The 24,680-nt window shown below is 41.3% G+C and carries 25 protein-coding genes; 9 read left to right on the top strand and 16 right to left on the bottom strand.

All coding sequences use genetic code 11. The annotated features are described in order from the left end of the window. Nucleotides 1-2: 2 nt before the first annotated feature. Together lpxK and G498_RS0111285 are read left to right on the top strand one after the other, a co-directional pair. A complete protein-coding gene (lpxK, locus tag G498_RS0111290) occupies nt 3-1,028 on the top strand; it encodes a tetraacyldisaccharide 4'-kinase (RefSeq protein WP_026981248.1) in 1,026 nt (341 codons plus the stop codon). Beyond that, complete coding sequence (locus G498_RS0111285) at nt 1,000-1,812, top strand: purine-nucleoside phosphorylase (protein ID WP_026981247.1); 813 nt, start codon at nt 1,000-1,002, stop codon at nt 1,810-1,812. Before lpxK ends, G498_RS0111285 begins: the two co-directional genes overlap by 29 nt. Here the strand turns inward: G498_RS0111285 and G498_RS0111280 are convergent. Genes G498_RS0111280 through lipA form a run of 3 tightly spaced genes read right to left on the bottom strand, consistent with a single transcriptional unit; the run spans nt 1,799 to nt 5,916 of the window. Next, nucleotides 1,799-3,991 (bottom strand): tetratricopeptide repeat-containing hybrid sensor histidine kinase/response regulator, encoded by a 2,193-nt coding sequence (locus tag G498_RS0111280; RefSeq protein ID WP_026981246.1) that lies wholly within the window; start codon nt 3,989-3,991, stop codon nt 1,799-1,801. The genes G498_RS0111285 and G498_RS0111280 overlap by 14 nt on opposite strands. Before the next feature lie 32 nt (nt 3,992-4,023). Continuing rightward, nucleotides 4,024-5,022 (bottom strand): type I glyceraldehyde-3-phosphate dehydrogenase, encoded by a 999-nt coding sequence (gene gap, locus G498_RS0111275; protein WP_026981245.1) that lies wholly within the window; start codon nt 5,020-5,022, stop codon nt 4,024-4,026. Nucleotides 5,023-5,043: 21 nt separating this feature from the next. Beyond that, nucleotides 5,044-5,916: a lipoyl synthase gene (gene lipA / locus G498_RS0111270; protein ID WP_026981244.1), complete on the bottom strand. Its 873-nt coding sequence runs from the start codon at nt 5,914-5,916 to the stop codon at nt 5,044-5,046. A 143-nt stretch (nt 5,917-6,059) separates the two neighbouring features. On the opposite strand from lipA, the gene nhaA reads away from it, so the two are divergent. Further along, nucleotides 6,060-7,223, top strand: coding sequence for a Na+/H+ antiporter NhaA (gene nhaA, locus G498_RS0111265; RefSeq protein ID WP_026981243.1), 1,164 nt, complete (start codon nt 6,060-6,062; stop codon nt 7,221-7,223). A gap of 15 nt (nt 7,224-7,238) precedes the next feature. On the opposite strand, the gene G498_RS0111260 is transcribed toward nhaA, so the two are convergent. The 7 genes from G498_RS0111260 to recF form a co-directional block, all read right to left on the bottom strand. After that, the gene (locus tag G498_RS0111260; protein ID WP_026981242.1) at nt 7,239-8,072 is read right to left on the bottom strand and encodes an energy transducer TonB; all 834 of its coding nucleotides are present in this window, start codon (nt 8,070-8,072) and stop codon (nt 7,239-7,241) included. Nucleotides 8,073-8,243: 171 nt separating this feature from the next. Next, nucleotides 8,244-8,810: an RNA polymerase sigma factor gene (locus G498_RS0111255; RefSeq protein ID WP_026981241.1), complete on the bottom strand. Its 567-nt coding sequence runs from the start codon at nt 8,808-8,810 to the stop codon at nt 8,244-8,246. After that, nucleotides 8,801-9,907, bottom strand: coding sequence for a glycosyltransferase (locus G498_RS0111250; RefSeq protein WP_026981240.1), 1,107 nt, complete (start codon nt 9,905-9,907; stop codon nt 8,801-8,803). Before G498_RS0111250 ends, G498_RS0111255 begins: the two co-directional genes overlap by 10 nt. A 75-nt stretch (nt 9,908-9,982) precedes the next feature. Continuing rightward, nucleotides 9,983-10,606, bottom strand: coding sequence for an FMN-binding negative transcriptional regulator (locus G498_RS0111245; protein ID WP_026981239.1), 624 nt, complete (start codon nt 10,604-10,606; stop codon nt 9,983-9,985). A gap of 61 nt (nt 10,607-10,667) precedes the next feature. Then, nucleotides 10,668-11,711 (bottom strand): UDP-N-acetylmuramate dehydrogenase, encoded by a 1,044-nt coding sequence (gene murB, locus G498_RS0111240; RefSeq protein ID WP_262486433.1) that lies wholly within the window; start codon nt 11,709-11,711, stop codon nt 10,668-10,670. A gap of 40 nt (nt 11,712-11,751) precedes the next feature. After that, nucleotides 11,752-12,444 carry a thioredoxin domain-containing protein gene (locus G498_RS0111235; protein ID WP_026981237.1) on the bottom strand — a complete coding sequence of 231 codons (693 nt, stop codon included), beginning with the start codon at nt 12,442-12,444 and terminating at the stop codon, nt 11,752-11,754. Nucleotides 12,445-12,469: 25 nt separating this feature from the next. Continuing rightward, nucleotides 12,470-13,549 (bottom strand): DNA replication/repair protein RecF, encoded by a 1,080-nt coding sequence (recF, locus tag G498_RS0111230; RefSeq protein WP_026981236.1) that lies wholly within the window; start codon nt 13,547-13,549, stop codon nt 12,470-12,472. A 134-nt stretch (nt 13,550-13,683) separates the two neighbouring features. Here recF and G498_RS0111225 point away from each other — a divergent pair, with 134 nt between their 5' ends. From G498_RS0111225 to G498_RS0111195, 6 genes are all read left to right on the top strand, one after another. Continuing rightward, a complete protein-coding gene (locus G498_RS0111225) occupies nt 13,684-14,475 on the top strand; it encodes a tetratricopeptide repeat protein (RefSeq protein WP_026981235.1) in 792 nt (263 codons plus the stop codon). 1 nt (nt 14,476) lies between these two features. Continuing rightward, nucleotides 14,477-14,971, top strand: coding sequence for a 6,7-dimethyl-8-ribityllumazine synthase (gene ribH / locus G498_RS0111220; protein WP_026981234.1), 495 nt, complete (start codon nt 14,477-14,479; stop codon nt 14,969-14,971). A gap of 149 nt (nt 14,972-15,120) precedes the next feature. After that, entirely contained in the window at nt 15,121-17,001 is a 1,881-nt protein-coding gene (mutL, locus tag G498_RS0111210; protein ID WP_026981233.1) for a DNA mismatch repair endonuclease MutL, read from the top strand. After that, a complete protein-coding gene (locus G498_RS0111205) occupies nt 16,998-17,744 on the top strand; it encodes a rhomboid family intramembrane serine protease (protein ID WP_026981232.1) in 747 nt (248 codons plus the stop codon). The genes mutL and G498_RS0111205 overlap by 4 nt, the downstream gene beginning before the upstream one ends. Before the next feature lie 3 nt (nt 17,745-17,747). After that, nucleotides 17,748-18,611 (top strand): rhomboid family protein, encoded by an 864-nt coding sequence (locus G498_RS0111200; RefSeq protein ID WP_026981231.1) that lies wholly within the window; start codon nt 17,748-17,750, stop codon nt 18,609-18,611. Between the two features lie 37 nt (nt 18,612-18,648). Continuing rightward, nucleotides 18,649-19,686 (top strand): endonuclease/exonuclease/phosphatase family protein, encoded by a 1,038-nt coding sequence (locus tag G498_RS0111195; RefSeq protein ID WP_026981230.1) that lies wholly within the window; start codon nt 18,649-18,651, stop codon nt 19,684-19,686. A 1-nt stretch (nt 19,687) separates the two neighbouring features. Here the strand turns inward: G498_RS0111195 and G498_RS0111190 are convergent, their stop codons facing one another. The 6 genes from G498_RS0111190 to G498_RS0111165 form a co-directional block, all read right to left on the bottom strand. Beyond that, nucleotides 19,688-20,299: a WbqC family protein gene (locus G498_RS0111190; protein WP_026981229.1), complete on the bottom strand. Its 612-nt coding sequence runs from the start codon at nt 20,297-20,299 to the stop codon at nt 19,688-19,690. Between the two features lie 71 nt (nt 20,300-20,370). Then, nucleotides 20,371-20,700, bottom strand: coding sequence for a four helix bundle protein (locus G498_RS15065; protein WP_316928684.1), 330 nt, complete (start codon nt 20,698-20,700; stop codon nt 20,371-20,373). 38 nt (nt 20,701-20,738) lie between these two features. After that, nucleotides 20,739-22,427, bottom strand: coding sequence for a signal peptidase I (lepB, locus tag G498_RS0111180; protein ID WP_026981228.1), 1,689 nt, complete (start codon nt 22,425-22,427; stop codon nt 20,739-20,741). Between the two features lie 72 nt (nt 22,428-22,499). Next, nucleotides 22,500-23,216: a 4-hydroxy-tetrahydrodipicolinate reductase gene (gene dapB, locus G498_RS0111175; RefSeq protein WP_026981227.1), complete on the bottom strand. Its 717-nt coding sequence runs from the start codon at nt 23,214-23,216 to the stop codon at nt 22,500-22,502. Between the two features lie 2 nt (nt 23,217-23,218). Further along, on the bottom strand, nt 23,219-23,758 hold the full coding sequence (locus G498_RS0111170) for a DUF5683 domain-containing protein (RefSeq protein ID WP_240470446.1): 540 nt from the start codon (nt 23,756-23,758) through the stop codon (nt 23,219-23,221). Between the two features lie 20 nt (nt 23,759-23,778). Beyond that, entirely contained in the window at nt 23,779-24,678 is a 900-nt protein-coding gene (locus G498_RS0111165; RefSeq protein WP_026981225.1) for a ParB/RepB/Spo0J family partition protein, read from the bottom strand. Nucleotides 24,679-24,680: the final 2 nt, after the last annotated feature.

Below are 24,680 nucleotides of genomic sequence, written 5' to 3'. Positions count from 1 at the left end.
ACATGAATTTTTTCAGAAAACTACTTTTTCCGCTGGCGGTTTTGTACGGTTTTGTGACCTCGGTTCGTAATTTTTTGTACGATAAAGGGATTTTAAAATCGTATTCGTTTGATTTACCGGTAATTGCTGTCGGAAATTTAAGTGTCGGCGGAACGGGGAAAACGCCTCAGATTGAGTATTTAATCCGTTTGTTGTCAGACCGGTATAAAGTAGCTACGTTAAGCCGCGGATATAAACGCAAATCGAAAGGTTTTGTTTTGGCCGATGCTGGTGCCGATGCAGCTGTTTTAGGTGATGAACCGTTTCAGTTTCACCAAAAATTCCCAAACATTCAGGTGGCGGTCGATGCCAATCGCGTAAACGGAATCACGCAGTTGTTGTCCCAAAACGAAAAACCGGATGTTATTTTGCTCGACGATGCCTTCCAGCACCGTAAAGTAAAAGCCGGATTTTACATCATGCTTACCGCGTACGGCGATTTGTATTGTGACGATCTGATCCTGCCTGCCGGTAACCTCCGCGAAAGCAGAACCGGCGTGAAACGGGCCGATGTGATAATTGTAACCAAATGTCCGCCGCAGCTTACCCTGATTCAGCAAAATGAAATCAGAAGCCGCCTGCAACTGAAACAGCATCAGCAATTATTTTTTACCTTTATTGCATACGAGGAAAGTGTTTCTTCCGAAGAAAAAAGCATGCCGGTTAAGGAAATTGCCACTGTTGATAAAATACTTTTGGCCGGCATTGCAAAACCGGATTCTTTTTTCGCATATTTGCAGGCTGCCCAGGATGCAACGATGACCTTTCCGGATCATCACGATTTTACGCAGCTGGACATTGAAAAGATAAAAGAAAAAGCAAAAAATAAGATCATCATCACTACCGAGAAGGATTATGTGCGCCTGAAAGGGAAATTACGCAAAGAACAACTGTTCTATTTGCCGATTAAGACGTCTTTTTTAAGCCATCAGGAAGATTTTGATAAAAGCATTTTAGATTATGTGGGAACAAGTACAGGAAACCGTTAGTTACATTAAAGGGAAAACCAATTTCACACCGGAATACGGCGTAATTTTAGGCTCAGGTTTGGGCGGTTTTACCGAAGATATTCAGATAGAACACACCTTGCCGTACAATGAAATTCCGAATTTTCCGGTTTCAACCGTACAAGGGCACAAGGGCGCTTTGGTTTTCGGAACCATTCAGGGGAAGAAAGTCGTGGCGATGCAGGGGCGTTTTCATTTCTACGAAGGCTACTCGATGAAAGAAGTTACTTTTCCGGTGCGCGTGATGAAATATCTAGGTGTGGAAAAACTGATTGTTTCCAACGCGTCCGGTGGTGTAAATCCTAATTTTAAAGTAGGTTCTATTGTGATTATTAAGGATCATGTAAATTTCATGCCGGAGCATCCGCTTAGAGGGAAAAACGATGAGCGTTTCGGGCCTCGTTTTGTGAATATGAGCGAGCCGTACAGCAGAAAGATGATGGACAAAGCTAAAGAAATTGCCGCTTCCTTACAGATTGAAGTTCAGGACGGCGTATATTTAGGACTGCAAGGGCCAACTTTTGAAACCTTAGCAGAATATAAAATGGTAAGAGCGATAGGTTGTGATTGCGTGGGAATGTCTACCGTTCCGGAAGTTATCGTAGCCCGACACATGGAATTGGAAACGTTTGGGATTTCCGTAATTACCGATATGGGTAACGAAGAAAGCATCGATACCATTACCCATGCGGAAGTGCTTGAAGCAGCTCAGGAAGCAGAACCTAAAGTCCGTAACCTGATTAAAAATCTGATTATTCAGTATTAGTCTTCTGGTGGATGGTAACGGCGATAGTTTCGTAGAACTTATCCGGGTTAAACGGCTTGGTGATTACCTCATTCATACCGAAAGAGAGCAACATTTCTCTGTTTTCGTCTAAAGAAATAGCGGTTAAGGCCACAATCGGAGTTTCGGTGTCGAATTTTCGGATTTCAGCTGTGGCGGTGGTTCCGTTGATGCCCGGCAGATGGACGTCCATTAAAACCAAATCGTATTTGTTTTCTTTCAGGTGATTAACGGCATCTTCCCCGTTTTCGATGATGAAACAGCTCATATTTTTGCGTTCCAGCATTTTTTGGGTAATCATCTGGTTGATTTTATTGTCTTCTACCAAAAGGATATTTTTGCCGTCCAGCCAACTGTCTTCATAAACGATTTCCGGCTTTTTCACAATTTTCTTCTCGCTAACTTTGAAGGAAAGGTCGAAAAAGAAAGTACAACCCTTGTTGATTTCGCTTTCCAGTTTAATCTTACCGCCTAAAATGTGAACGAGTCTTTTTACGATAGCCAGTCCCAATCCGGTACCGCCGTATTTTCGGTTGATTTCCACGGAACCTTGAGTGAAACTGTCAAAAATAGTTTCCTGTTTTTCTTTTGGAATCCCGATACCGGTATCTTTTACCTCAAAATAGATTTTAACAGATTTTGCTTTTTCTTTAACTAGGGTAGCTGAAATCCAGACGTCTCCTTTTTTGGTAAATTTAATGGCGTTATTAATCAGGTTGATGAAAACCTGTGACAACTTGGTAGGGTCGCCAATAAGCGTGGACGGGATTTTCTCATCAATCTGCAGGTGGTACACGGTTTTGTTTTTGTTGGCAATCTCGGTAAAGGAATTCAGGATGTTTTCCAGAAGTTCTCTTAAATCGAAAGGTATTTTTTCCACTTCCACCACATCCGATTCGACGCGGTTGATTTCTAAAATGTCATTGATAAACGTAAGCAGGTAATTTCCTGAGAACTTAAGCGAATTCAGGTAATGCATTTGTTCCGGTTTCGGATTGTCTTCAAGGAGAATATGGGTGATTCCGTTAATGGCATTAAGCGGTGTCCGCAATTCATGACTAACCGTGGAAAGGAATTCAGCCCTTGCTTTGGAGGCTTTTTCTGCTTTTTCTTTGGCGGTTTCCAGTTCCAGATTCTTATCTTTTAACAACTGGTTGGTTTTGGTACGAATAATGTTATTTTTATACAGCGAAAGACTCAAAAGCGATAAAATCGAAATTAAAGCGATACTCAAAATACTGATGAGCTTCGAAAATTTTACCGATTTTTCCTGAATGGAACTTTCTTTGTTCATTTTGTCTATTGCGCGAAGCTGATCGTCTGCAATAAATTTTTCATATACCGGCGAACCAATGGTTTTATTGCGAATTCCCATGATGGAGTCGCGCAAACGGACAAATTGTTTTAAATATAAAAGGGATTGATTGGACGCGTTATTTTGGTCGTGAAGTTCACTTAAACGCTTGATGATTTTCAGCTTTTGCGTGTTGTTGGTATTCTCTTTAGAGATAGCATAAGCTTTTTCAAGGTATTTGATGGCTCCGTCTCTATTTTGTGCCTTCATGATTTCGGCTAACTGGTAATAGGCTTCCGATTTTGTTTCAAAGAGATTGTCCGAATTGTCTTTGTTAACGATGGTTTTAAAATTCTTAAGGGCCAGTTCCTTGTTTCCTTTTTGCTTTAAAATTATTCCTTTTTGAAGGGTAATCAGGTCGACAGCGTCGGGAATATTAATCTGTTGGTATTCATTTGCTGCTTTGTTGAAATAATTATCGGCCAGGTTGTAGTTTTTCTTGTCGAGATAACTAAGCCCCAGGGAATAATAGCAATACGCCTGATTAGGCGAGGGAGCCAGCGTGTTGTAAATGGAAAGCGCCCGTATTAAGTTCTCTACGGCCAGATCCGTTTTGCTAAGCTGATAAAAAATTCCGCCGATAGCTAAATAGCAGTCTGCCAGGTTTTTTTTGGATTTATTTTTTTCTGAAAGGGCTTGTGCTTTTTTGGCAAATGAAAGGGCTTTTTCAAACGAAAAATTGTCTTTGTGAAAATTGGAAAGTTCAAGATAATAGGTAACGCTGTCTGCTTTTGCGTTAGGGTCCGACTTTTGCGAAAAACCCGAGAAAGTTAAAAAACAATATATTAAAAGTAAATAATACCTCATGTTTTTTGAATAAGCCGCATAAATATAAGAAATTATTTCTTTGCTACGAAACTTATCAGGTCGATTATTCGGGACGAATATCCAATTTCGTTGTCATACCAGCCTACCACTTTTACCATTTTGTCAATTACGGAAGTGAGTTGCGCATCAAAAAGGCACGAATTGGTATTGCCTAAAATATCTACGGAAACAATCGGATCTTCGGTGTAAGCCAAAATTCCATTAAGTTCCTTTTCCGCTTTTTCTTGGAATGTTTTGTTGATTTCTTCAATGGAAACCTCGCGTTTTACGTTGAACGTAATGTCTGTTAAAGAACCGTCCGGAACCGGTACGCGAATGCCGCAACCGCCCATTTTTCCGATAAGTTCCGGGAAAATTTTAGTAAGAGCTTTGGCCGCTCCGGTCGTAGTCGGAACAATAGATTGTGAGGCTGCACGGGCTCTGCGCAAATCCCGGTGAGGCTGGTCGTGCAGGCTTTGGTCTGTGGTATACGAATGTACGGTGGTGATGTAAGCCTGTTCAATGCCGCAAAGTTCTTGAATCACTTTAATCATCGGTGCGGCGTTGTTGGTAGTACAACTGGCATTGGAAATGATCAATTCTGAGCCGTCTAAAATATGTTCGTTAACACCTAAAACAACCGTTTTTATGGAATCGTCTGTTGGCGGCGCGGATAAAATAACTTTTCTGGCACCCGACTGGATATGTGGATAAGACGCTTCGCAGGATAAAAATTTCCCGGTAGCCTCAATGACGATGTCGATGTTTAAAGCTCCCCAGTTTAACTTGGCGATTTCCCTTTCGTGAAAAAAATGATAGGGTTTCCCGTTTATACTGATAGCCTCAGAGTTGGCAGTTACGTTTTCAGGAAGCACGCCGTGAATACTGTCGTATTTCAGCAGATGTGCCATGGTTTTGGTATCGGCAATATCGTTGATGGCAACCACTTCAATCGTCGGATGATTCAGCAACAGCCGGAATACATTTCGGCCGATTCTTCCAAATCCGTTAATGGCAACACGTGTTTTCAAATTGTCTGAAGCTTACAAAAATTACAGGATATGTTTTTGGGCATGGTAAGACGAACGTACCAAAGCACCGCTTTCCACATGGCGGAAGCCCATTTCTTTACCGATTTTTTCGTATTTCTCGAATTGCTCCGGCGTGATGAATTCCTTAACTGGTAAGTGCTTTTTACTGGGTTGCAAATACTGTCCTATGGTTACAATATCCACATTGGCTTCGCGTAAATCCTTCATGGTCTGGATAACCTCTTCTTCGGTTTCGCCCAGTCCCAGCATAATCCCGGATTTGGTTCTGCGGATGCCTTTGTCCTTTAGGTATTTTAAAACCGCTAAACTGCGGTCGTATTTGGCCTGAATGCGCACTTCACGGGTTAAACGGCGAACGGTTTCCATGTTGTGTGACACTACTTCCGGACTAACCTCGATAATCCGGTCTAAGTTTCTTTCCACACCCTGAAAATCAGGAATAAGCGTTTCTAAAGTAGTTTCCGGGTTCATTCTGCGGATGGCTTTCACGGTTTCCGCCCAAATGATAGAACCCATATCTTTGATATCGTCACGATCCACACTGGTAATTACCGCGTGTTTGATGTTCATGATTTTGATGGAACGGGCTACTTTTTCGGGTTCGTCCCAGTCCACGGTTTCGGGTCTTCCGGTTTTTACGCCGCAAAATCCGCAGGAACGGGTGCATACATTTCCGAGAATCATGAACGTGGCAGTTCCGTCACCCCAGCATTCTCCCATGTTCGGGCAACTTCCGGACGTGCAGATGGTGTTTAGTTTGTATTTGTCTACTAAACCACGCAGTTCGGTGTATTTCTGACCGGTTGGCAGTTTTACACGCAGCCATTTCGGTTTTGCTTTCGGTAAGATGTTGGAGTCTAAAACAGTATCCATAATTCTGAAAATATAATGGCAAAGATACTAATTGTTGCGAACCTGACACTTCGTTTAACGCATTTTTAATAAGGAGTGGAAGCGGGAATCGTTTCCGTAAAAAGTGGTATTTTAGCGGAAATCTTTAAAAGCCAAAAATCAGCATGAAAGTAACCCGGTTGTTTGCAGAATTTTTTGAAAGCGAAAAAGCATCAGGAATAGTATTGATTTTATGTACAATAATTTCGCTCGTACTGGCAAATTCTGTGATGCAGGAGAGTTATGAGCATATTTGGCACTATCAGATTGGACATCATTCTGTAGTGCATTGGATTAACGACGGCCTGATGACCATTTTCTTTTTGCTGATAGGACTCGAGCTGGAGCGCGAAGTGTACATCGGCGAATTGTCTAAGTTAAAAAATGCGTTATTGCCCATAATTGCAGCTGTAGGTGGGATGTTGGTACCGGCCGGAATTTATATGATTTTTAACTACGGAACCGTAACACAAGCCGGAGCCGGGATTCCGATGGCAACGGATATTGCGTTTGCTTTAGGCGTTTTATCGCTTTTGGGGAATCGAGTGCCGCTTTCGCTGAAAGTGTTTCTGACAGCTTTGGCGGTCATCGACGATCTGGGAGCAATTTTGGTCATTGCGATTTTTTACACCGATCATCTTTCCCTGCTGAATTTAGGAATTGCCCTCGGAATTATGGGGATTTTGTTTGTTTTCAACCGCATGAAAGTGAATAACTGGCTTCCGTATATTATCGGAGGTTTCGGAATGTGGTATTTTATGCTGAATTCCGGTGTTCACGCTACAATTGCCGGGGTTTTATTGGCATTTGTAATTCCGTTTGGAGATGGAAGTGAGAAGACGATTTCGTATAATATGCAGCATTTTCTGCATAAGCCGGTTGCCTTTATCATTTTGCCTCTGTTTGCTTTGGCTAATACGGCTGTAGTTTTTGGAAATGATTGGGTGGAAGGTCTGACGCATCAGAATAGTATCGGTATCTTTTTAGGATTGGTGCTTGGTAAACCGGTTGGGGTTTTTCTTTTCAGTTTTGTTTTCGTGATGCTGGGTGTTTGTAAACTTCCGAAAGAACTCAACTGGAAACAGATTTTAGCCACCGGTTGTTTGGCGGGTATCGGTTTTACCATGTCGATTTTTATCACGTTACTGGCTTTTAAAAATCAGGCGGAAGCTATAACGGTTTCCAAAATTGCAATTCTGATAGCATCGTTAACAGCGGGTTTCATCGGATATTTGTTTCTGAGAATTACGCTGAGAGCAAAACAATCGCCGGGAAATAAAAAAGACTGAGATTTCTCAGTCTTTCTATTGAATATTAATTACGATTGGTAAGTTAAAAGAAGTTCTCACCGGTTCTCCGTTTTTGTAGCCCGGCGACCATTTGGTTTTCATGCTGTTCAAAACCCGTAAAGCTTCTTTTCCTAAATTGTGTCCCGGATCGCGTATTACTTTTATGTTGCTAAGCGTTCCGTCTTTTTCTATTACGAAATTTACCAGAACTTTAAGTGTTTTTGCATCGGTTTCTAATTCAGGTGTTTTGAATTTTTCCGATACGTCTTTTACGAATTTGCCCAATCCGCCGGGATAAAGCGGCTGTCTTTCTAAGGTGGCGGTTGTTTCGACAGTATTACCTGAAATGTCGTTTCCGGTACCGTTTTCGGTAGGTCTTGTCGTCGTTTCTAAAACATTTCCGGATGTGTTTGGGCCATCATTGTTAATTTGTCCGATTTGTGCGCCCTCCAGCTCTTTGTTGATGGGAACATCGTCTGTTGCCTTATCTTTTTCCGTGGTAACGAAATTCACATATTTGATTACCTTCTGATTGGTAATCGGTTTGGATTCCCCCGGAAAGTCTTTTGGTTTTTCCGGTTCTGCTTTTGGTTTTAAAGGTGTTAGATCTACCAGAGTGATTACATCCGGACCTTTTGAGATTACTTCAGCAATGTTGTCCTTTGGTGTGAAATAGTTTATGCTTACAGGAATAGCGACCGTACCTCCAATAAGAAAAAGAGCGGAAAACAAAGCCCGTAAGGTGGTTTTAGGATTTTCAGCGCGCAACTGATATGCGCCGTAGTTTTTGTTTCGTCCTTCGAAAACCATGTTTAGCCAACCGGTTTCGTAAATGTTGATTTTAGACATACGTAGATAGTTTTTGAGGTTAATTAAATAGTTTCTTTTTTATTTAATAACGAAAACTATGCTAGCATAGTATATGAAATGTTAAAAATTTTATAAAACAATTTTATTTTAACATTTCTATTGAATGGTTGGTTGTGGTTTTGTATTTTTTGAGTCGGTAAAAGTAATAAATCAGCTTTTTTGCTGAATAATTTCTGCCAGAAGTTTTTTGGCGCGCAACAGTTTGATTTTCACGTTGTTTAACGGTTCTTCGAGTTCGTCGGCAATTTCCTGATAACTCATTTCCTGAAAATAACGCAATTGTATTACCTCTTGGTACGCCGGTTTCAATTCTTTTATCAACAAAAGCAATCGGGCGAGGTTTTGTTCTTTGATGATTTCGTCTTCTACGGTTGGTGTCGTATCGGCCACATCATACGCCTGATGGTCTTCTTCGTCGTTCATCTCTACAAACAGCGCCGATTTTTTCTTGCGCAGCATGTCAATATGCACGTTTTTCGCAATGGCAATCAGCCAAGTGTTGAAGCCGTATTCCGGATTGTAAGTGCCGATTTTGTCAAAAGCTTTGGCGAAAGTTTCGATGACGATGTCTTCGGTATCGGTTTCGTTTTCGGTGCGTTTCAGCATAAAGCCGTACACTTCGTTCCAGAAAAAATCCAATAAAAAAGTAAAGGCAACCTGATCGCCTGTTTTAGCCTTTTCGATATTTTTCTGTATGATTTCCGAAGTTATTTCCAATGTACCGGTTTTGAAAAGATATTGGTGAAAAACACATTCAACTGTGTGAAGATAAGGATTATTTCGATAATCGGAAACCAGTACATTACATCTTTCTCTTTGAGTTTTCCGGCCGCATAGCCCAAAGTCGTCCACGCGAAAATGTAACGGAAAACCACCAATCCAGCCACAATCATCCATTGAAACTGAAACGCTAACAAAACCACCGCCAAAATCAGAAACGATAATTGAGAAAAATAGTATAAGCCTAACTGGAATTTATCAAACCCTTTGTACAATTTTGCCGTGGAAACGTGACGGCGCTTTTGGTTGAACCAGTCTTTCCAAGTTTTTTTAGGTTCCGAAACGGTAAAACTGTCCGTTGTATAGCAAACCGTAGTGTTGCTTCCTTTGGCTGCCTGATTGATAAACAAATCATCGTCTCCGGAACGCACGCTCATATGATCGATAAAGCCGTTTACCCTGAAAAATTCCTCCCGTTTGTAAGCTAAATTACGTCCGACCCCCATATACGGTCTGCCTATTTTGGCCCAGGCGAAATATTGTGTAGCCGTTAACATCGTTTCAAAACGGATGATTTTATTCAGGAACGAACCTTTGATTTTTTCATACGCACCATACCCTAACACGATGGTTTTGTGCATGGTAAAGCGCGAACTCATGTTTGTAATCCAGTCTTTGGATGTCGGGTAACAGTCGGCATCGGTAAACAGTAAATATTCTTTGGAAGCGGCTTTGATTCCTAACGTTAAGGCGAATTTTTTGTTGCCCCAAAACGCTTCGTTGTTCTGTACTTTTACCAGTTTGATATTGGAATACTGACGTTCGAAAGCTTCAAAAAGCTCAAGGGTTTCATCGCTGGAAGCATCGTCAATTAACACAATTTCGTAATCCGGATAATTTTGTTCAGCCAGAAGCGGCACGAATTTCTTAACGTTTTCGGCTTCGTTTTTGGCGCATACAATCACGGATATCGGAATGCGTTTCGGTGTAATCTGTTGGTTTCTCGCAAACGCAAATTTTCCGAAAACAATCAGGTAATAAAACAGTTGAATGGCCAGGATTCCGATAAAAACGTAAAGTAAAATTAGCAGCATATAACCCCAATAGTGTTGAAATTCTGCGCAAATTTAATGAAAAGTGTTTACTAAAACGGAATTAGTTTTTAACAATTACGATAGTCCTTTTCGTTCGGTTTTCATCGCTGCTGCAATCGCTTTGGCATTGTTGTCGTTTTGGCTTTCCAATTCAGAAATTATAGCGTTGTGGTTTTTATCGTCGCGGTTTTGGGAAAGTTTTTTCACCGCCTGAATTTCCGTGATTTCGATTTCAAAAGCAACAATCCCGTTGATTTGCTTCATGGTTCCGGCAGAAAGGTTTTCAAGGCGAACGGGATTTTTAGAAGCCGCTTCGTATTTGTCGACCAGTTTTTTCATGGCAAACAGCATTTCTTCGCCTTCAATAATCCTGACTTTTCCGTACACGTGAACGGCGAGGTAATTCCAGGTCGGAACATTTTCGTGGTCGTACCAGGAAGAGGAGATGTAGGTGTGCGGTCCGCTGAAAATTGCCAGTACTTCTTTGTTGTTCTCAAAACTGTTGCCCTGCGGATTTTCTTTAGAAAGATGCCCGAACAACACTTCTTTGCCCTGAAGATTGGTTTCCAGTTCCAAAGGAATATGTGTACCCCAAAGCTTTCCTTCCGTCTGATTCACCAGAATACCGAAACTGCTGTTTCGGAGGAAGTTTTTGATGTCTTCCGGATTTTCGTTTTTATAAAGTTCTGGGATGTACATTTGGAAATTATAAATTTTAAAACATCAAATAACCGAAAAAATCAACTAACCGAATCACCGGCTAAATAATATTCACTTCCGCTTCAATCGCAATCCCAAACTTTTCCAAAACCGTCTGCTGAATGTTTTTCGAAAGGTTTAAAATCTCCTGACCGGTTGCGTTTCCGTAGTTTACCAGAACTAAAGCCTGTAAGGTGTGTACACCTGCATCTCCGAAGCGTTTTCCTTTGAAACCAGCCTGTTCAATCAGCCAGCCCGCCGGAACTTTTACTTCGTTTTCACCTACGGTATAATGCGGCATTTCGGGATATTGGGCATGCGCTTTTTCGTAAACGGCTTTTGGAACGATTGGGTTTTTGAAGAAACTTCCGCTGTTGCCTAATACTTTCGGATCCGGTAGTTTGCTTTGGCGAATCGCGATTACGGCGTTGCTCACCTCTTTAATCGTCGGATTGGTGATGCTGTGTTTGGCCAGTTCGCCGTCGATGGCGCCGTAAGACGTATTGATTTTGTGGTCCTTTTTGGTTAGTTTGAAGGTTACCGAAGTAATCACGTATTGGTTTTTCGCTTCGTTTTTGAAGATGCTTTCGCGGTACCCGAATTTGCATTCTTCGTTGGTAAAGGTTACGATTTCCTGTGTGTCAATTTTCATGGCTTCGCAGGAAACAAACGTGTCTTTAATTTCCGCTCCGTACGCGCCGATATTCTGAATAGGCGTAGTGCCGACATTGCCCGGAATCAGCGACATGTTTTCAATACCGCCGAAATTCTGATCAATATTCCACAGCACAAATTCATGCCAGTTTTCACCTGCATTGCCTTGTGCCCAAGCGTGATTTTCGTCTTCTTTAATGATTTTTTTGCCTTTCAGATTCACATAAATCACCAAGGCATCGATGTCCTGCGTCAAAAGCATGTTGCTGCCGCCGCCCAAAATGAAAAGTTTTTCGTTCTGATGTTCTTTCAGGATTTGCGCCAATTCATCGGTATTGGAAACCTCTACAAACGATTTTGCTTTGGCTTCAATGCCGAAAGTGTTGTACTTTTTTAAAGAGAAATTATGTTGAATCTGCATTTTCTTGTTTTTTTTACCACTTAATTTAATGCTAATAAATTCGTGAATTCGTGGCTGAAATTTTATTTTTCTAAAGTTGTGCTTTTAACTCTGCTTCGGAAACAAAGCCGTTTTTCTTCCAAACCTCTTTTCCGTCTTTAAAAACGATGACCACCGGAAGTTCCTGATAGCCTAGTCCGTTAAATAATGCTTTGTTTTTATCGGCATCCACACGAACAATTTTGGCTTTTCCGGCGTATTCTTTTTCCATTTTGAGTAAATAAGGAGTCATTTTTTTGCAAGGGCCACACCATTCTGCATAGAAATCAATTACCACTACTTTATCGGAAGCAATCAGTTTTTCGTATTCCGATTTCGTCATGCCTTTCTCAGCTGCTTTTTCAGCGGACGGATGCGTGGCGCTCCATTTTATATAGCCGCCTTCCATGTCGTACACTTCGGTAAAACCCATTTCGTGTAGTTTGTATGCGGCTTTTTTACTTCTACCGCCGACTAAGCAATACACAAAAACCGGTTTGGATTTGTCTAATTTGTTGGCTTCAGATTCAAAATTGTTGCCGTTCCAGTCGATGTTTTTGGCATTGGCCAACGCGCCTTCGCTGAATTCGTCCGGAGTTCTTACATCGATTAATTGGGCGTTTTCCACCGTTTTTAGTTTGGTTTCAAATTCGGTTACGGGAACGGTTACTACATTTTGTCCTTTGCTGCAATTGCTGAAAAACAAGGAAGCTGCTGCTAAAACGATGATTCTTAATGCTTTCATTTTTAATGTGATTTGGTCGGTAAAATTACAAATTAAATAGTTTGTACGACTGATGGGTGGTTTTTACAATGGCTTCGGTGCGTTCCGGATGCGTGTCGGATATGAACAGCTGCCCGAACGTTTCGTCGTTAACCATTTCCACAATTTTGCCTACGCGGGTTTCGTCTAATTTGTCGAAAATATCGTCGAACAATAAAATAGGTAAAACGCCCGATTGTTTTTTGATGAATTCGAACTGCGCCAGTTTCAGGGCAATCAGAAACGATTTTTGCTGTCCCTGGGAACCGAATTTTTTGATGGGAAAATTATCGATTTGAAACGCTAAGTCGTCTTTGTGAATGCCTGCGCTCGTGTATTGCAACGCGCGGTCTTTCGCCAGAAATTCGTCAAAGAGTTCCGAAAGCGGTTTGTCAAACAGCTGACTTTCGTACACAATCTGAACGCTTTCCGCAGAATTGGTAATCGCTTTGTGGTGTTTGTCGAAAATCGGAATAAAATCGGCTAAGAACTGTTGACGTTTTTCGAAAATGGCTTTTCCCAAACCGTCCAATTGTTCGTTGTAAATAAGTAAAGTGTCGCGGTCAAACGTATGGTTTAAGGCGAAGTATTTTAACAAGGCATTGCGTTGGGCTACAATTTTCTGATATTGAATCAGTTGTTGCAAATACAGATTGTCAAGTTGCGAAATGACACTGTCGATGAATTTCCGGCGGGTTTCACTGCCTTCAGTAATCAAATCCTGGTCCGAGGGCGAAATAATCACCAAAGGAATAAACCCAACGTGATCGGAAAACTTCTCGTACGGTTTGTTGTTGCGTTTCAGTACTTTTTTCTGGCCTTTTTTCAAACTGCATACGATTTGTTCGTTGCGTTCCTCTTTTTCGAAAAGACCGTCAATCACGAAAAACTCTTCGCCATGACGGATATTCTGTAGCGCCAGTGGGTTGAAATAGCTTTTTCCGTAGGCCAGGTGATAGACGGCATCCAAAATATTGGTTTTTCCTATACCGTTCTTTCCGACAAAACAATTGATTTTTGCGTCGAAATCGAAAGAAGCTTCGGCAATATTCTTGTAATTGAAAAGGGAAAGTTTCTTGAGATGCACTTGAAATCCGGAATTATGCGGTGATTTTAAATCAATTTTAAAAAGTGGGTGCAAATTATTGAAAAATATCGACAAAAAGGATTTTCATATATGAATAAAAATTATATTTTTGCCGTTCATTAAATTAAAAATAGATGGCAACATATAACAAAAGAGGTTATAAACAACCAAAACCGAAAGACGAAGCAGTTGAAAACCAAGTTGAAGTTGATGCATTAGACAACATCAGAGAAGAAGACAGTGCAACGGCTGAGGTATTTAATACGTTAGACGAAAGCGCTAATAAGTTAGAGGATTGGGTTGCTAAAAATCAGAAATACATTTTCGGCTTTGTAGGTGCTATAGCTCTTGCAGCAGCAGGATATTTATTATACAACAAATTTGTCGTGGAGCCTAAAGAAGATGAGGCTGCTAACGAAATGTTCCAGGCGCAACAATATTTTCAACAGGCGGTAGACGGTCAGACGGCTAACGATTCGCTTTACAACTTAGCGTTAAAAGGTGGTGAAGGAAAACTTGGTTTCATCGGAATCACAGAGCAATATTCCGGAACAAAAGCGGCTAATTTGGCACATTACTATGCCGGAATGGCTTACTTAAACACCGGAAAATTTAAAGAAGCGGTTGCAGAATTAGAGCAATTCAAATCCGACGATAAGTTTTTAGGCGCTATTGCAACAGGAGCGATTGGTGATGCTTTTTCAGAATTAGGTCAAAAAGAAGACGCTTTAACTTACTACAAAAAAGCGGCTGATGCCAACATTAACGATTTTACTACGCCAAGATACATGTACAAAGCCGGTATGTTAGCTTTAGACATGGGTAAAAAAGCAGAAGCGTTAACATTATTCACCAGCATTAAAGAGAAATACGAAACATCTCAGGAAGCACAGAACATTGATGCGATGATTGCAATGTTAGAATAATATGGCAACAGAAAACAAGAATTTATCCAATTACGATAAAAACACAATCCCAAGCGCGAAAGACTTTCGGTTTGGGATTGTTGTTTCAGAATGGAATGACAAAATAACCGAAGGCTTGTATTCCGGATGTGAAGCCGCTCTTTTGGACTGTGGCGCTTTGAAGGAAAACTTAATCCGATGGAACGTTCCCGGAAGTTTTGAACTGGTGTACGGCGCCCAGCGCATGATCGTAACGCAGGAAGTGGATTGCGTGATTGTAATCGGTTGTGTCATCAAAGGGGAAACCATGCATTTTGAATTTGTGTGCGAAGGCGTAACCCAGGGAATTAAAGATTTAAACGTACAAACCGATGTGCCGGTAATCTTCTGTCTGTTAACCGATAACAACGAACAGCAATCCATCGACAGAAGCGGCGGAAAACACGGAAATAAAGGCATCGAAGCCGCCATTGCCGCCATTAAAATGGCCGATTTACGACGAAACACAGCGCAATAAACGCAGTTGTCTTTACAATATTGAAAACCTATTCGAAAGAGTAGGTTTTTTTATTTTTTATGATTTTGTAAACGATAAAACCCGAGAGATTTTCGTTAAATTTGTGAACTTGGGTTTTCCCAAAGCTAAACTCGAAACCAAAAGCAGTAATGTCAAGCATCATTCAATTACTTCCTGACCACGTAGCCAACCAGATAGCTGCCGGAGAAGTCGTTCAGCGGCCTGCCTCGGTGGTAAAGGAGTTGGTGGAAAATGCCGTAGATGCGGGAGCCACCGAAATCAAACTGATCGTTAAAGACGCCGGAAAAACGTTAATTCAGGTAATCGACAACGGAAAGGGAATGTCGGAAACTGATGCCCGACTGTGTTTCGAACGCCATGCGACCTCCAAAATCCGTCAGGCGGAAGATTTGTTTTCGCTGCACACCAAAGGATTTCGCGGAGAAGCGCTGGCTTCCATTGCTGCCATTGCCCACGTAGAACTGAAAACCAAACAGGATCAGGAAGAATTGGGCACGCACCTTATTATTGAGGGCGGAAAATTTATATCACAGGACGTGGCGGTTTTGCCTAAGGGAACTTCGTTTTCGGTTAAAAACCTGTTTTTCAACATACCGGCGCGCCGCAATTTCCTGAAGTCCGATACTGTGGAATTCCGTCATATCGTAGATGATTTTGAGCGCGTGGCTTTGGCGCATCCGAACATTCATTTTGTGTTAACCCATAACGGCAGCGAGATGTGCAACCTGCCGATTTCCAACGCAAGACAGCGTATTGTGAATGTCTTCGGCGGAAAAACCAATGAAAAACTTGTTCCGGTATCGGAAAGTACCGAAATAGTTGAAATTCAGGGGTTTGTCGGAAAACCGGAATTTGCCAAGAAAAACAGAGGGGAGCAGTTCTTTTTTGTGAACAACCGCTTCATTAAAAGTCCGTATTTGCATCATGCGATTATGGCGGCATACGATGGATTGCTGAAAGACGGTAGCCAGCCGAGCTATTTTTTGTTTTTGGACGTTCCGCCACACACCATCGATATCAACATTCACCCGACCAAAACCGAAATTAAGTTTGACGACGATCAGTCGATGTATGCAATTATCCGTTCTTCGGTTAAGCACAGCTTAGGACAATTTAACGTGGCGCCGGTACTCGATTTTGAGCGTGATGCCTCGTTGGACATTCCGTACGAGTATAAGGATAAGGAAAGTGAAACGCCTTTAATTCAGGTGGATGCGAATTTTAATCCGTTTGCGGATGAGAAACCCGCGCGCAGTTTTTCGTCGTCTTCCGGCGGTTCGCATGCCTTCGGTTCCGGTTATAAAAAGGAGTCGAATCAGCCGGGTTGGGAGAGCCTTTACGTTGGGCTGACCACCGCTACCGATGAAATCGACGTGAAAGAAATCCAATTTGAAAGTGAAGAAGTTACCGGTTCGCTTTTTGAAGAAAGTGCAGTGGAAACATCGTCGAACAAAACCTATCAGCTTCAGAAAAAATACATCGTTAGTCCGATTAAATCCGGTATGCTGATTATCAGTCAGAAACGGGCGCATCAGCGTATTTTGTATGAGCAGTTCCTGACGAATATTACGGTGCATCATGCCGCGAGCCAGCAGTTGTTGTTCCCTTTGGAGCTGCATTTTTCGCCTTCGGAAATGATCATGTTGAAAGAATTGCGTACGTCGCTGGAGAACACCGGTTTTGTTTTTAGTGCCATGACAACTGAAATAGTGGTTTTTACTGGATTGCCCTCCAATGTAACCGAAAGTGAAGTACGTCCGCTGCTGGAAGAACTGCTTCACGATTTACAGGGAGAATTGCCGGAGAGCAGTTTCAGCCAGAGCGACCGCATTGCCAAATCGATGGCGCGCAGTCTGGCGGTAAAAACCGGTGCTTATTTAACCGAAAAAGAGCAGGAAAACATCGTGAATGCGTTGTTCGCCTGTAAAGAACCCAATATTTCACCCTTTAATAAGCCTACTTTCATTACGCTGGGAGTGGAAGATTTAGACAAACGTTTTGCCTTATGATGAACATGACCGAAACTGTTAAGCATTTGATTATTATCAATGTAATCTTTTTTGTGGGTTCGATACTAGTGCCTGCAGCTGGAGATTTTTTAGCATTGTTTTATTTTGAAAATCCTAATTTCAAGTTATGGCAACCGTTAACGCACATGTTTATGCATGGAGGTATTATGCATATTTTTTTCAATATGTTTGCGTTATTTTCCTTTGGAAGTGCTTTGGAACATTTTTGGGGTGGTAAGAAATTTCTCTTTTTCTATATATCCTGCGGATTGGGTGCAGCAGCTTTGCATACGGCTGTTAATTACTTTCAGTTTCACCATGGGCTTGATTTACTGGTTGAAAATGGATTTAAGGAGAATGAAATTATGGCTACGATTGCTGAAGGAAAATTTGATACTCGTTGGCAGGATTTCTTTTCTGAGTTTGATTTCACCTCTTTTATGCAAAGCTATTTAACACCTGCAGTAGGGGCATCCGGAGCTATTTACGGCCTTTTGGTGGCCTTCGCTTTTATGTTTCCAAATGCAGAATTAGCCTTGATGTTTATTCCGGTTCCCGTAAAAGCCAAATATTTTGTACCGGGCTTATTGCTGTTGGATTTGTATTTGGGACTTACCGGGAAATCCATTTTTGGCGGAGCGAGCGGTATTGCCCATTTCGCGCATATCGGTGGTGCGATTATCGGTTTTATCATGATGTGGTACTGGAAAAAGAATCAGTTTAACCAAAATCGTTGGGATTAGGATATGAATGTCATAGACGATTTAAAAATGCAATACCGCACGGGCGGGATTACACAACGACTCATTTTCTGGAATGTGGGGATTGCGCTGCCTTTTTTTGTGTTGCGGTCTTTTGCTCCGGATGCGTTTCAGTTTTTGTTAGGCTGGCTGAGTCTTTCCTCTGTTGCATCAGAGTTTGCGGTTAAGCCCTGGACGTTTATTACCTATGCTTTTTTGCACGCCGATTTTTGGCATTTGCTGTTTAACATGATAGTGCTGAATTTCACTAGCCGTTTGTTTTTAACGTATTTTACCCAAAAACAGTTTTTCGGGTTGTATCTGTTAGGCGGCATTTTTGCAGGTGTTGTTTTTGTCCTGACGGATTTGTTTTTCCAGAATAATACGATTTTAGTGGGTGCTTCCGGTGCAATCATGGCGGTTTTGATCGCTTCGGCCACCTATTCGCCCTTGTCGGAAATCCGTTTGTTGCTGATTGGAAACGTAAAACTTTGGCATATCGCACTCGTTTTATTGGTTTTAGATCTGATTCAGGTTCCGATAAGCAATACCGGCGGTCATTTGGCACATTTGGGCGGTGCGCTGTTCGGGTTTTTATACATCCGATTATTGCAAAACGGTACTGATTTGAGCAAACCCGTGTCGAAAATTATCGATTATTTCGTTACTTTGTTCCGCCCCCGAAAAGCTACGCCGTTTAAAAAGGTTCACAAAAACGTGACGCAGCAGCCCAAAAACCAACCGAAACCGCAAAAGGATTTTACACAACAACAAATTGACGAAATTCTGGATAAAATCAGTAAATCCGGCTACGACAGCCTGACGAAAGAAGAGAAGGAATTTTTGTTTAAAGTAGGGAAGGAGCAGTAAGCTGTCTTCCGAAAATAAAAGCAACAGCAGGTAATCCGTGAAGAATTTATCTTGGTTAAATAAAATAGCGTTTTTCTTCAATATCGTTTTGGCGATCCTGACGTTCATAGCGTATTTGTTGCCCTTTCTGGCGCCCAAGATGTTCCCGTTTTTATCGGTTCTCACACTCGTGCTGCCGCTGATGTTAATTCTGAATATTGTTTTCCTTTGTTATTGGCTGATTCAGATGAAAAGACAGTTTTTTTTGTCGGCAGTCGTTTTTTTAATCGGGATTACCTTTTTCAACAAGTTTTATAAATTCTCGGGAAAAGATTTGATTGAGGAAGAAGACGATTTTACCGTAATGAGCTACAACGTGCGGCTGTTCAACGTTTTTGAGTGGATGAGCAAACAGAACATTCCGGAAGATATCGTTGATTTTATCGGTTCTCAGGATCCGGACATTTTGTGTATTCAGGAGTTTTCCACTTCGGCCGATGTAAAACTGGAAGCGTACAAGCACAAATACATTCTGATGCAGGGTGACAACATCAGAACGGGACAGGCCATTTTTTCAAAATTTCCCATCATTCATCGGGGAGAAATCGAGTTTCCCGATTCGAACAACAACGTGATTTTCGCGGATATTAAAATGCGTCGCGATACGATTCGGGTGTACAGTATTCACATGCAGTCGACCAGAATCAGTCCCGACATTCACGAGCAAATTGATGAAGCAAAATCGAAGAAAATTTTCCGCCGTATAAGTGAAGCTTTTGCCGAACAACAGGTGCAATCGGAATTAATCAAAGCGCACAAAGCAGAATGCCATTATCCGATGATTATCTGCGGAGACATGAACAACAGCGCATTTTCGTATGTTTACCGCAACATCAAAGGCAATATGAAAGATACCTTTGAAGAGGCTGGCGAAGGATTCGGAAAGACGTACGATTACGAATTCTATCCGGCGCGAATCGATTATATTTTAGTGGACAAACGCTTTGAGGTGAAAAGTTTTAAAAATTTCGACAATTTTGTCAATTCCGATCATTTTCCGATACTGTCGCGCATCAGCCTGAAAGACGAAGAGTAATTTATAACGTCTGGTTTTTCAGATAGTCTAAGGCATAACGTCCTTCGTTAAAAAGCAAATCCAGAATACTCAGATTGTTCAGAAATCCGTGTTTTTCTTCGAAAACCTGTGTGTATGGTTCAAACTGAGCGTTGTCTTTTTTACCGTTGGCCAAATGGCGAAAATCGGTTTTGTCGGCCACTTCGTGAAAGTATTCTGTTGTTTTTTCAAACTGAAAATCCATGCCCAAACAATCCGTTACGATTTCCATGGTCTGAAAAGTCAAATCCATCATGAATTCCTGTTTCTTTTCGAAAATCGGACGGATGTCATCTTCAAAATACTCAAAAAAAGGTGAGGTTCGGTAAGCCGCTTCCAACGATTTGAAATGGTTTTTCTGCCAGTCGAAAGCGTTTTCAATGCGGACATCTTTAAATTTCTGATGTGCTTCCTTACTGTGTTTCAGGGGAATATTCAGCATTTGAATGCCGTTGGGCGAATAAATATACATCCGGTTGCGATTGGTCTGCTTCTGGAAGTTGTCTTCCGTTTCAAACGTAATCGAATCGGCCTTTACCATCGCTACAAAATGACTGATGGAAGGAAAATAAGTGGGATGTATGAGGATATTCATTTTGGTAATTTGTGGATTTGGTTATTTGGTTACTTCCGATGATTTTTCGATTTGATAATTGCGCAATGCGTTCAGTTTGTTGGTGATGCTTTCCAGGTTTTTTCGTAAATCAGAATATCTTTTTTAGTAATAAATTTTAACTCGTAGGAAATGATTAGCTGATTTAGTATTTCAACTGCAGAACTAAAAGACATGGTTGAAAAATGTGCTTTATCTTTAAAACTTTTTCTGGCAGAACCTTCTGCAATATTTGAGCAAACAGAAACGGATGCTCTGCGAAGTTGCGCAACTAAACCAAATTTTTCAGTTTCAGGAAATTTTGAGGTTATCAGATAAATTGCTTTTGAAAACTCCTTGGCTTCAATCCAGACTTCTAATTTCTCAAATGAAAAAACATACATTCTCTGACCTTAAATAACCAAATTAACAAATAGTCAAATTAACTTGTTTTCGCTTTTCTTTTTTTGAAAAAACTATATCCATACCAACCCAAAAGCGCTAATAAGAAATATTTGAAATACGAAACCGGTTGCCCGTCGCCCCCAACGGTAGTAAACAATCGCTCCCAACGGATTTTATCAATCGCTTTGCTCCACGGAATATTTTGATCTAAACTCATCCAGATGAATACCGGTTTTCCGACGATATGATCGGCCGGTACAAAACCCCAGTAACGGGAATCTTCCGAGTTATGGCGGTTATCTCCCATCATCCAATAATAATTCTGTTTGAAGGTGTAATTTGTGGCGATTTGTCCGTTGATACGGATTTCGTTACCGGTCACTTTCAAATCGTTATGCTCGTAATCGGTAATGATTCTTTTGTAGAACGGCAGGGTTTCGCTGTTCAGTTCCACTGTTTTTCCGGCTTCCGGGATGTATATTGGACCCATGTTGTCCTGCGTCCAGGGTTTGGTGTGCGGGAAGATTCTTTTTCCTTCGTCAGTATGAATAAGTAATTCAATGCTTTCAACTCGTGAGTCAGACTTTAATTTCTGAGCTAAATCTTCAGTCAAATTTACATTGGCTATTCTTCTAGAAACATCCATTCCTAGTTTTTCATAATCAGTATTGTTTATATAACCACTCACTGTTGTAAGTGTACTATCTTTATAAACCTCTTCTAATTTCGCAGAATTAATTCCGCTTGTTAAATAATTTTTGATTTCAGGCTTATTCCAGATAGAAGTTGGAATTGTATAGAATGGTTGATATTCGTTGAGTTTGTTTTCATTAAGAATATCTACCATAAAATCGTTTTTTAACTTTACAGTATAGAAGTATTGCAGTTTTTGTCTGTCGTGTAGCTGTAACGGTACATTGTTAATCATCACCACGCCGTCTTTGATGGAAAGGTTATCCCCCGGAATCCCCACACAGCGTTTTACGTAATTGGATTTTTTGTCGATAGGCTTGTCGGCTCTTCTTCCGGAGCGGTCAAAAAACTGGTAAACCGTATCGGCCGGCCAGTTAAACACAACTATGTCGTTACGCTCAATTTGCTGCATGCCCGGAAAACGGAAATATGGCAATTGCGGGAATTTAGAATAGGATTTTGTGCCTAAAACCGGAATCGTATCGTGCACCATCGGAGCGGCCACTGTTGTCATTGGTGTTCTGGCACCGTAATGGAATTTGCTTACGAAAAGGAAATCCCCAACCAATAACGATTTCTCCAGGGACGAAGTTGGAATGGTGTATGGTTGCATGAAATAGGTATGAACCAATGTCGCTACCACCAAAGCAAAAAGTAAAGAACTAACTGTATTTTCTTTAGGAATCGCATTTTTGTTCGGAATGTGGGTAACGTCCTGCGTATAATTGATATAGTAGAGATAAAAACCAAGTGTTACCACGCCTAAAATCGTATCGGTCGTAGATTTTTTGCCAAAAGCGCGTAAGGTTTCCACCCAAATTACAGGGAACATCATCAGATTGACAATCGGAATGAAAAGCAAAACCGTCCACCAGGTCGGGCGGTCGATGATTTTCATCAATACAATGGCATTGTACACCGGAATGGCGGCTTCCCATGACTTTCTTCCCGCTTTTTCATATAATTTCCACGTTCCTAAATAATGTACTATCTGAATAATTAGGAAAAAGATAAACCATTGAATTAGTGTCATAATGTGTTTATTTGGTAATTTGTTTATTTGATACTCTGATACTTTTTTAATTTGACAATTCGAATAAGCGAATTAACGCATAACCGAACTGCCGATATTCAAAACGTCTTTCATTGTAAATGTTCCTTTTTTACCCTGAAGCCATTCTGCTGCAATCACAGCGCCTAAGGCAAATCCTTCCCGACTGTGGGCAGTGTGTTTGATTTCAATCTGATCGACTTCCGAATCGTAGAAAACACTGTGCGTTCCCGGTACGTTTTCGATGCGTTTGGCTTCAATGTGAATTTCGTTTGCTTTGGCCTCTTCCAAAGTCCAGTTGGTGTAGGCCGAATTGGCAATAATACCGTTAGCCAATGAAATAGCCGTTCCGCTTGGCGCATCCAGTTTTTGCGTGTGATGGATTTCCTCCATGGAAACGGTGTATTGTTCTAAATTGGCCATCATTTTGGCCAGATAACTGTTCAGTTCAAAGAAAATGTTTACGCCTAAACTGAAATTGGAAGCGTAAATGAAACCGCCGTTTTTCTCTTTGCACAGAGCAACCATTTCTTCATAATGTTCCAGCCATCCGGTTGTACCGCTCACTACAGGAATATTAGTAGCAAAACAAGTCGAAATGTTACTGACCGCTGCCGTTGGGACACTGAAATCAATAGCTACATCGGCATTTTCCAAGCCGGTGTAGTCCGAATCGTGGTCTTTTCTCAGCACGATTTCATGTCCTCTTTCCAAGGCAATGCGCTCGATTACTTTGCCCATTTTTCCGTATCCCAAAAGTGCTATTTTCATGCTTAAAAATTGTAATTCAGTGTTAAGCCGATATTGTGTTTGTAATCCATTTCATTTTGGTACAAATCCGGTTTCAGCGAAAGGTTTTCATTGACATTGAATTGCATTAAATGCGCATCTACGTTAGCATCAACAATATTTAAAATGTAAATTGCCGCGGTAACCAATACCGATAAATCGCGGTTTCTCTGGTAGAATTTCTGTCCGTCGATTATTCGGCTGTTGTCCAGATTCCCGAAATACGGATCGTTGGAATCGCTTGTACCGTTTAAGCGTTTTTTGTATTCGTCGCGAAAACGGTGGTATTTCTTGTTGTTGTCGGCATAAAAATAGATTCCCGTTCCCAATCCGGCATAGACAATGGGAATTTTCCAGTATTTCTTATTGTAGGCCTGTCCTAAACCGGGTAAAACCGCAGAATAGAACGCGGCTTTAGAAGGTGCCAGAACATTGTTTTTTTCGTTTTTTACCGAATCCCGTACGGTCAGTTTCAGTTCTTCCTGAGAAAAAATAGATTGGCTGCCGCAAAATGTAAAAAACAATATGAAAAGGATTCTTAGCACTATCCGTTAATTAGTTTAATGATTCGGTTGAAATCTTCTTCAGAATGGAACGGAATTGTAATTTTCCCTTTTCCGTTTCCGGCTACTTTTACGTCTACTTTTGCACCGAAGAAATCGGTAATGGCTTTTTTCTTGTCGGAACTCACTTCAAAAGAAGCTCCTTTCGGAGCCTTGGCAGGAGCCGGTTTTAAACTGTCCTGGTACGATTTCACCAAAGCCTCGGTTTCGCGCACGGAAAGATTCTGGCTTACGATTTTCTGGTAAATATCGGTCTGTACGTCAAGGTCTTCCACATTGATAATCGCACGGCCGTGGCCCATAGTGATAAATCCGTCGCGGATTCCGGTCTGGATAATCGGGTCTAACTTTAACAAACGCAAATAGTTGGCAATCGTAGAGCGTTTTTTGCCCACGCGCTCGCTCATCTGTTCTTGCGTTAACTGGATTTCGTCAATCAAACGTTGGTAGGACAAAGCAATTTCGATGGGATCTAAGTCATGACGTTGGATGTTTTCCACCAAAGCCATCACTAACGAGTCGTTATCGTTGGCCAAGCGGATGTATGCCGGAATCGTGGTTAATCCCACCAATTTGGAAGCGCGCAAACGGCGTTCTCCGGAGATTAACTGGTATTTGTTAAAATCGGTTTTTCGTACGGTAATTGGCTGAATTACGCCTAATTCGCGAATGGAAGACGCCAATTCCTGTAACGATTCCTCGTTAAAATTGGTTCTCGGCTGAAACGGGTTGATTTCAATCGCATCAATTTCCAGCTCGATAATATTGCCGACTACTTTGTCTGCATTTTTATCTTCAACCGATTTGATATCGTTTTCCGGATCTTTTAATAATGCTGATAATCCTCTTCCTAACGCCTGTTTTTTTACCACTTTAGTCATAC

Origin of the sequence: Flavobacterium suncheonense GH29-5 = DSM 17707 (assembly GCF_000430025.1) — a bacterium.
Lineage (GTDB): Bacteria > Bacteroidota > Bacteroidia > Flavobacteriales > Flavobacteriaceae > Flavobacterium > Flavobacterium suncheonense.
Note: the sequence above shows the minus strand (reverse complement) of the source record. Positions and strands in the feature narration are given on the sequence as shown.

Bases quoted from the DNA above. Each gene is read 5' to 3' on its own strand.
- lipA (WP_026981244.1), bottom strand. From the start codon at position 5,916: ATGGATACTGTTTTAGACTCCAACATCTTACCGAAAGCAAAACCGAAA.
- G498_RS0111200 (WP_026981231.1), top strand. From the start codon at position 17,748: ATGAATGTCATAGACGATTTAAAAATGCAATACCGCACGGGCGGGATT.
- ribH (WP_026981234.1), top strand. From the start codon at position 14,477: ATGGCAACAGAAAACAAGAATTTATCCAATTACGATAAAAACACAATC.
- G498_RS0111225 (WP_026981235.1), top strand. From the start codon at position 13,684: ATGGCAACATATAACAAAAGAGGTTATAAACAACCAAAACCGAAAGAC.
- G498_RS0111260 (WP_026981242.1), bottom strand. From the start codon at position 8,072: ATGTCTAAAATCAACATTTACGAAACCGGTTGGCTAAACATGGTTTTC.
- G498_RS0111245 (WP_026981239.1), bottom strand. From the start codon at position 10,606: ATGTACATCCCAGAACTTTATAAAAACGAAAATCCGGAAGACATCAAA.
- nhaA (WP_026981243.1), top strand. From the start codon at position 6,060: ATGAAAGTAACCCGGTTGTTTGCAGAATTTTTTGAAAGCGAAAAAGCA.
- mutL (WP_026981233.1), top strand. From the start codon at position 15,121: ATGTCAAGCATCATTCAATTACTTCCTGACCACGTAGCCAACCAGATA.
- G498_RS0111280 (WP_026981246.1), bottom strand. From the start codon at position 3,991: ATGAGGTATTATTTACTTTTAATATATTGTTTTTTAACTTTCTCGGGT.
- G498_RS0111190 (WP_026981229.1), bottom strand. From the start codon at position 20,299: ATGAATATCCTCATACATCCCACTTATTTTCCTTCCATCAGTCATTTT.
- G498_RS0111250 (WP_026981240.1), bottom strand. From the start codon at position 9,907: ATGCTGCTAATTTTACTTTACGTTTTTATCGGAATCCTGGCCATTCAA.
- G498_RS0111285 (WP_026981247.1), top strand. From the start codon at position 1,000: ATGTGGGAACAAGTACAGGAAACCGTTAGTTACATTAAAGGGAAAACC.
- lpxK (WP_026981248.1), top strand. From the start codon at position 3: ATGAATTTTTTCAGAAAACTACTTTTTCCGCTGGCGGTTTTGTACGGT.
- dapB (WP_026981227.1), bottom strand. From the start codon at position 23,216: ATGAAAATAGCACTTTTGGGATACGGAAAAATGGGCAAAGTAATCGAG.
- G498_RS0111205 (WP_026981232.1), top strand. From the start codon at position 16,998: ATGATGAACATGACCGAAACTGTTAAGCATTTGATTATTATCAATGTA.
- G498_RS15065 (WP_316928684.1), bottom strand. From the start codon at position 20,700: ATGTATGTTTTTTCATTTGAGAAATTAGAAGTCTGGATTGAAGCCAAG.
- lepB (WP_026981228.1), bottom strand. From the start codon at position 22,427: ATGACACTAATTCAATGGTTTATCTTTTTCCTAATTATTCAGATAGTA.
- G498_RS0111235 (WP_026981237.1), bottom strand. From the start codon at position 12,444: ATGAAAGCATTAAGAATCATCGTTTTAGCAGCAGCTTCCTTGTTTTTC.
- G498_RS0111165 (WP_026981225.1), bottom strand. From the start codon at position 24,678: ATGACTAAAGTGGTAAAAAAACAGGCGTTAGGAAGAGGATTATCAGCA.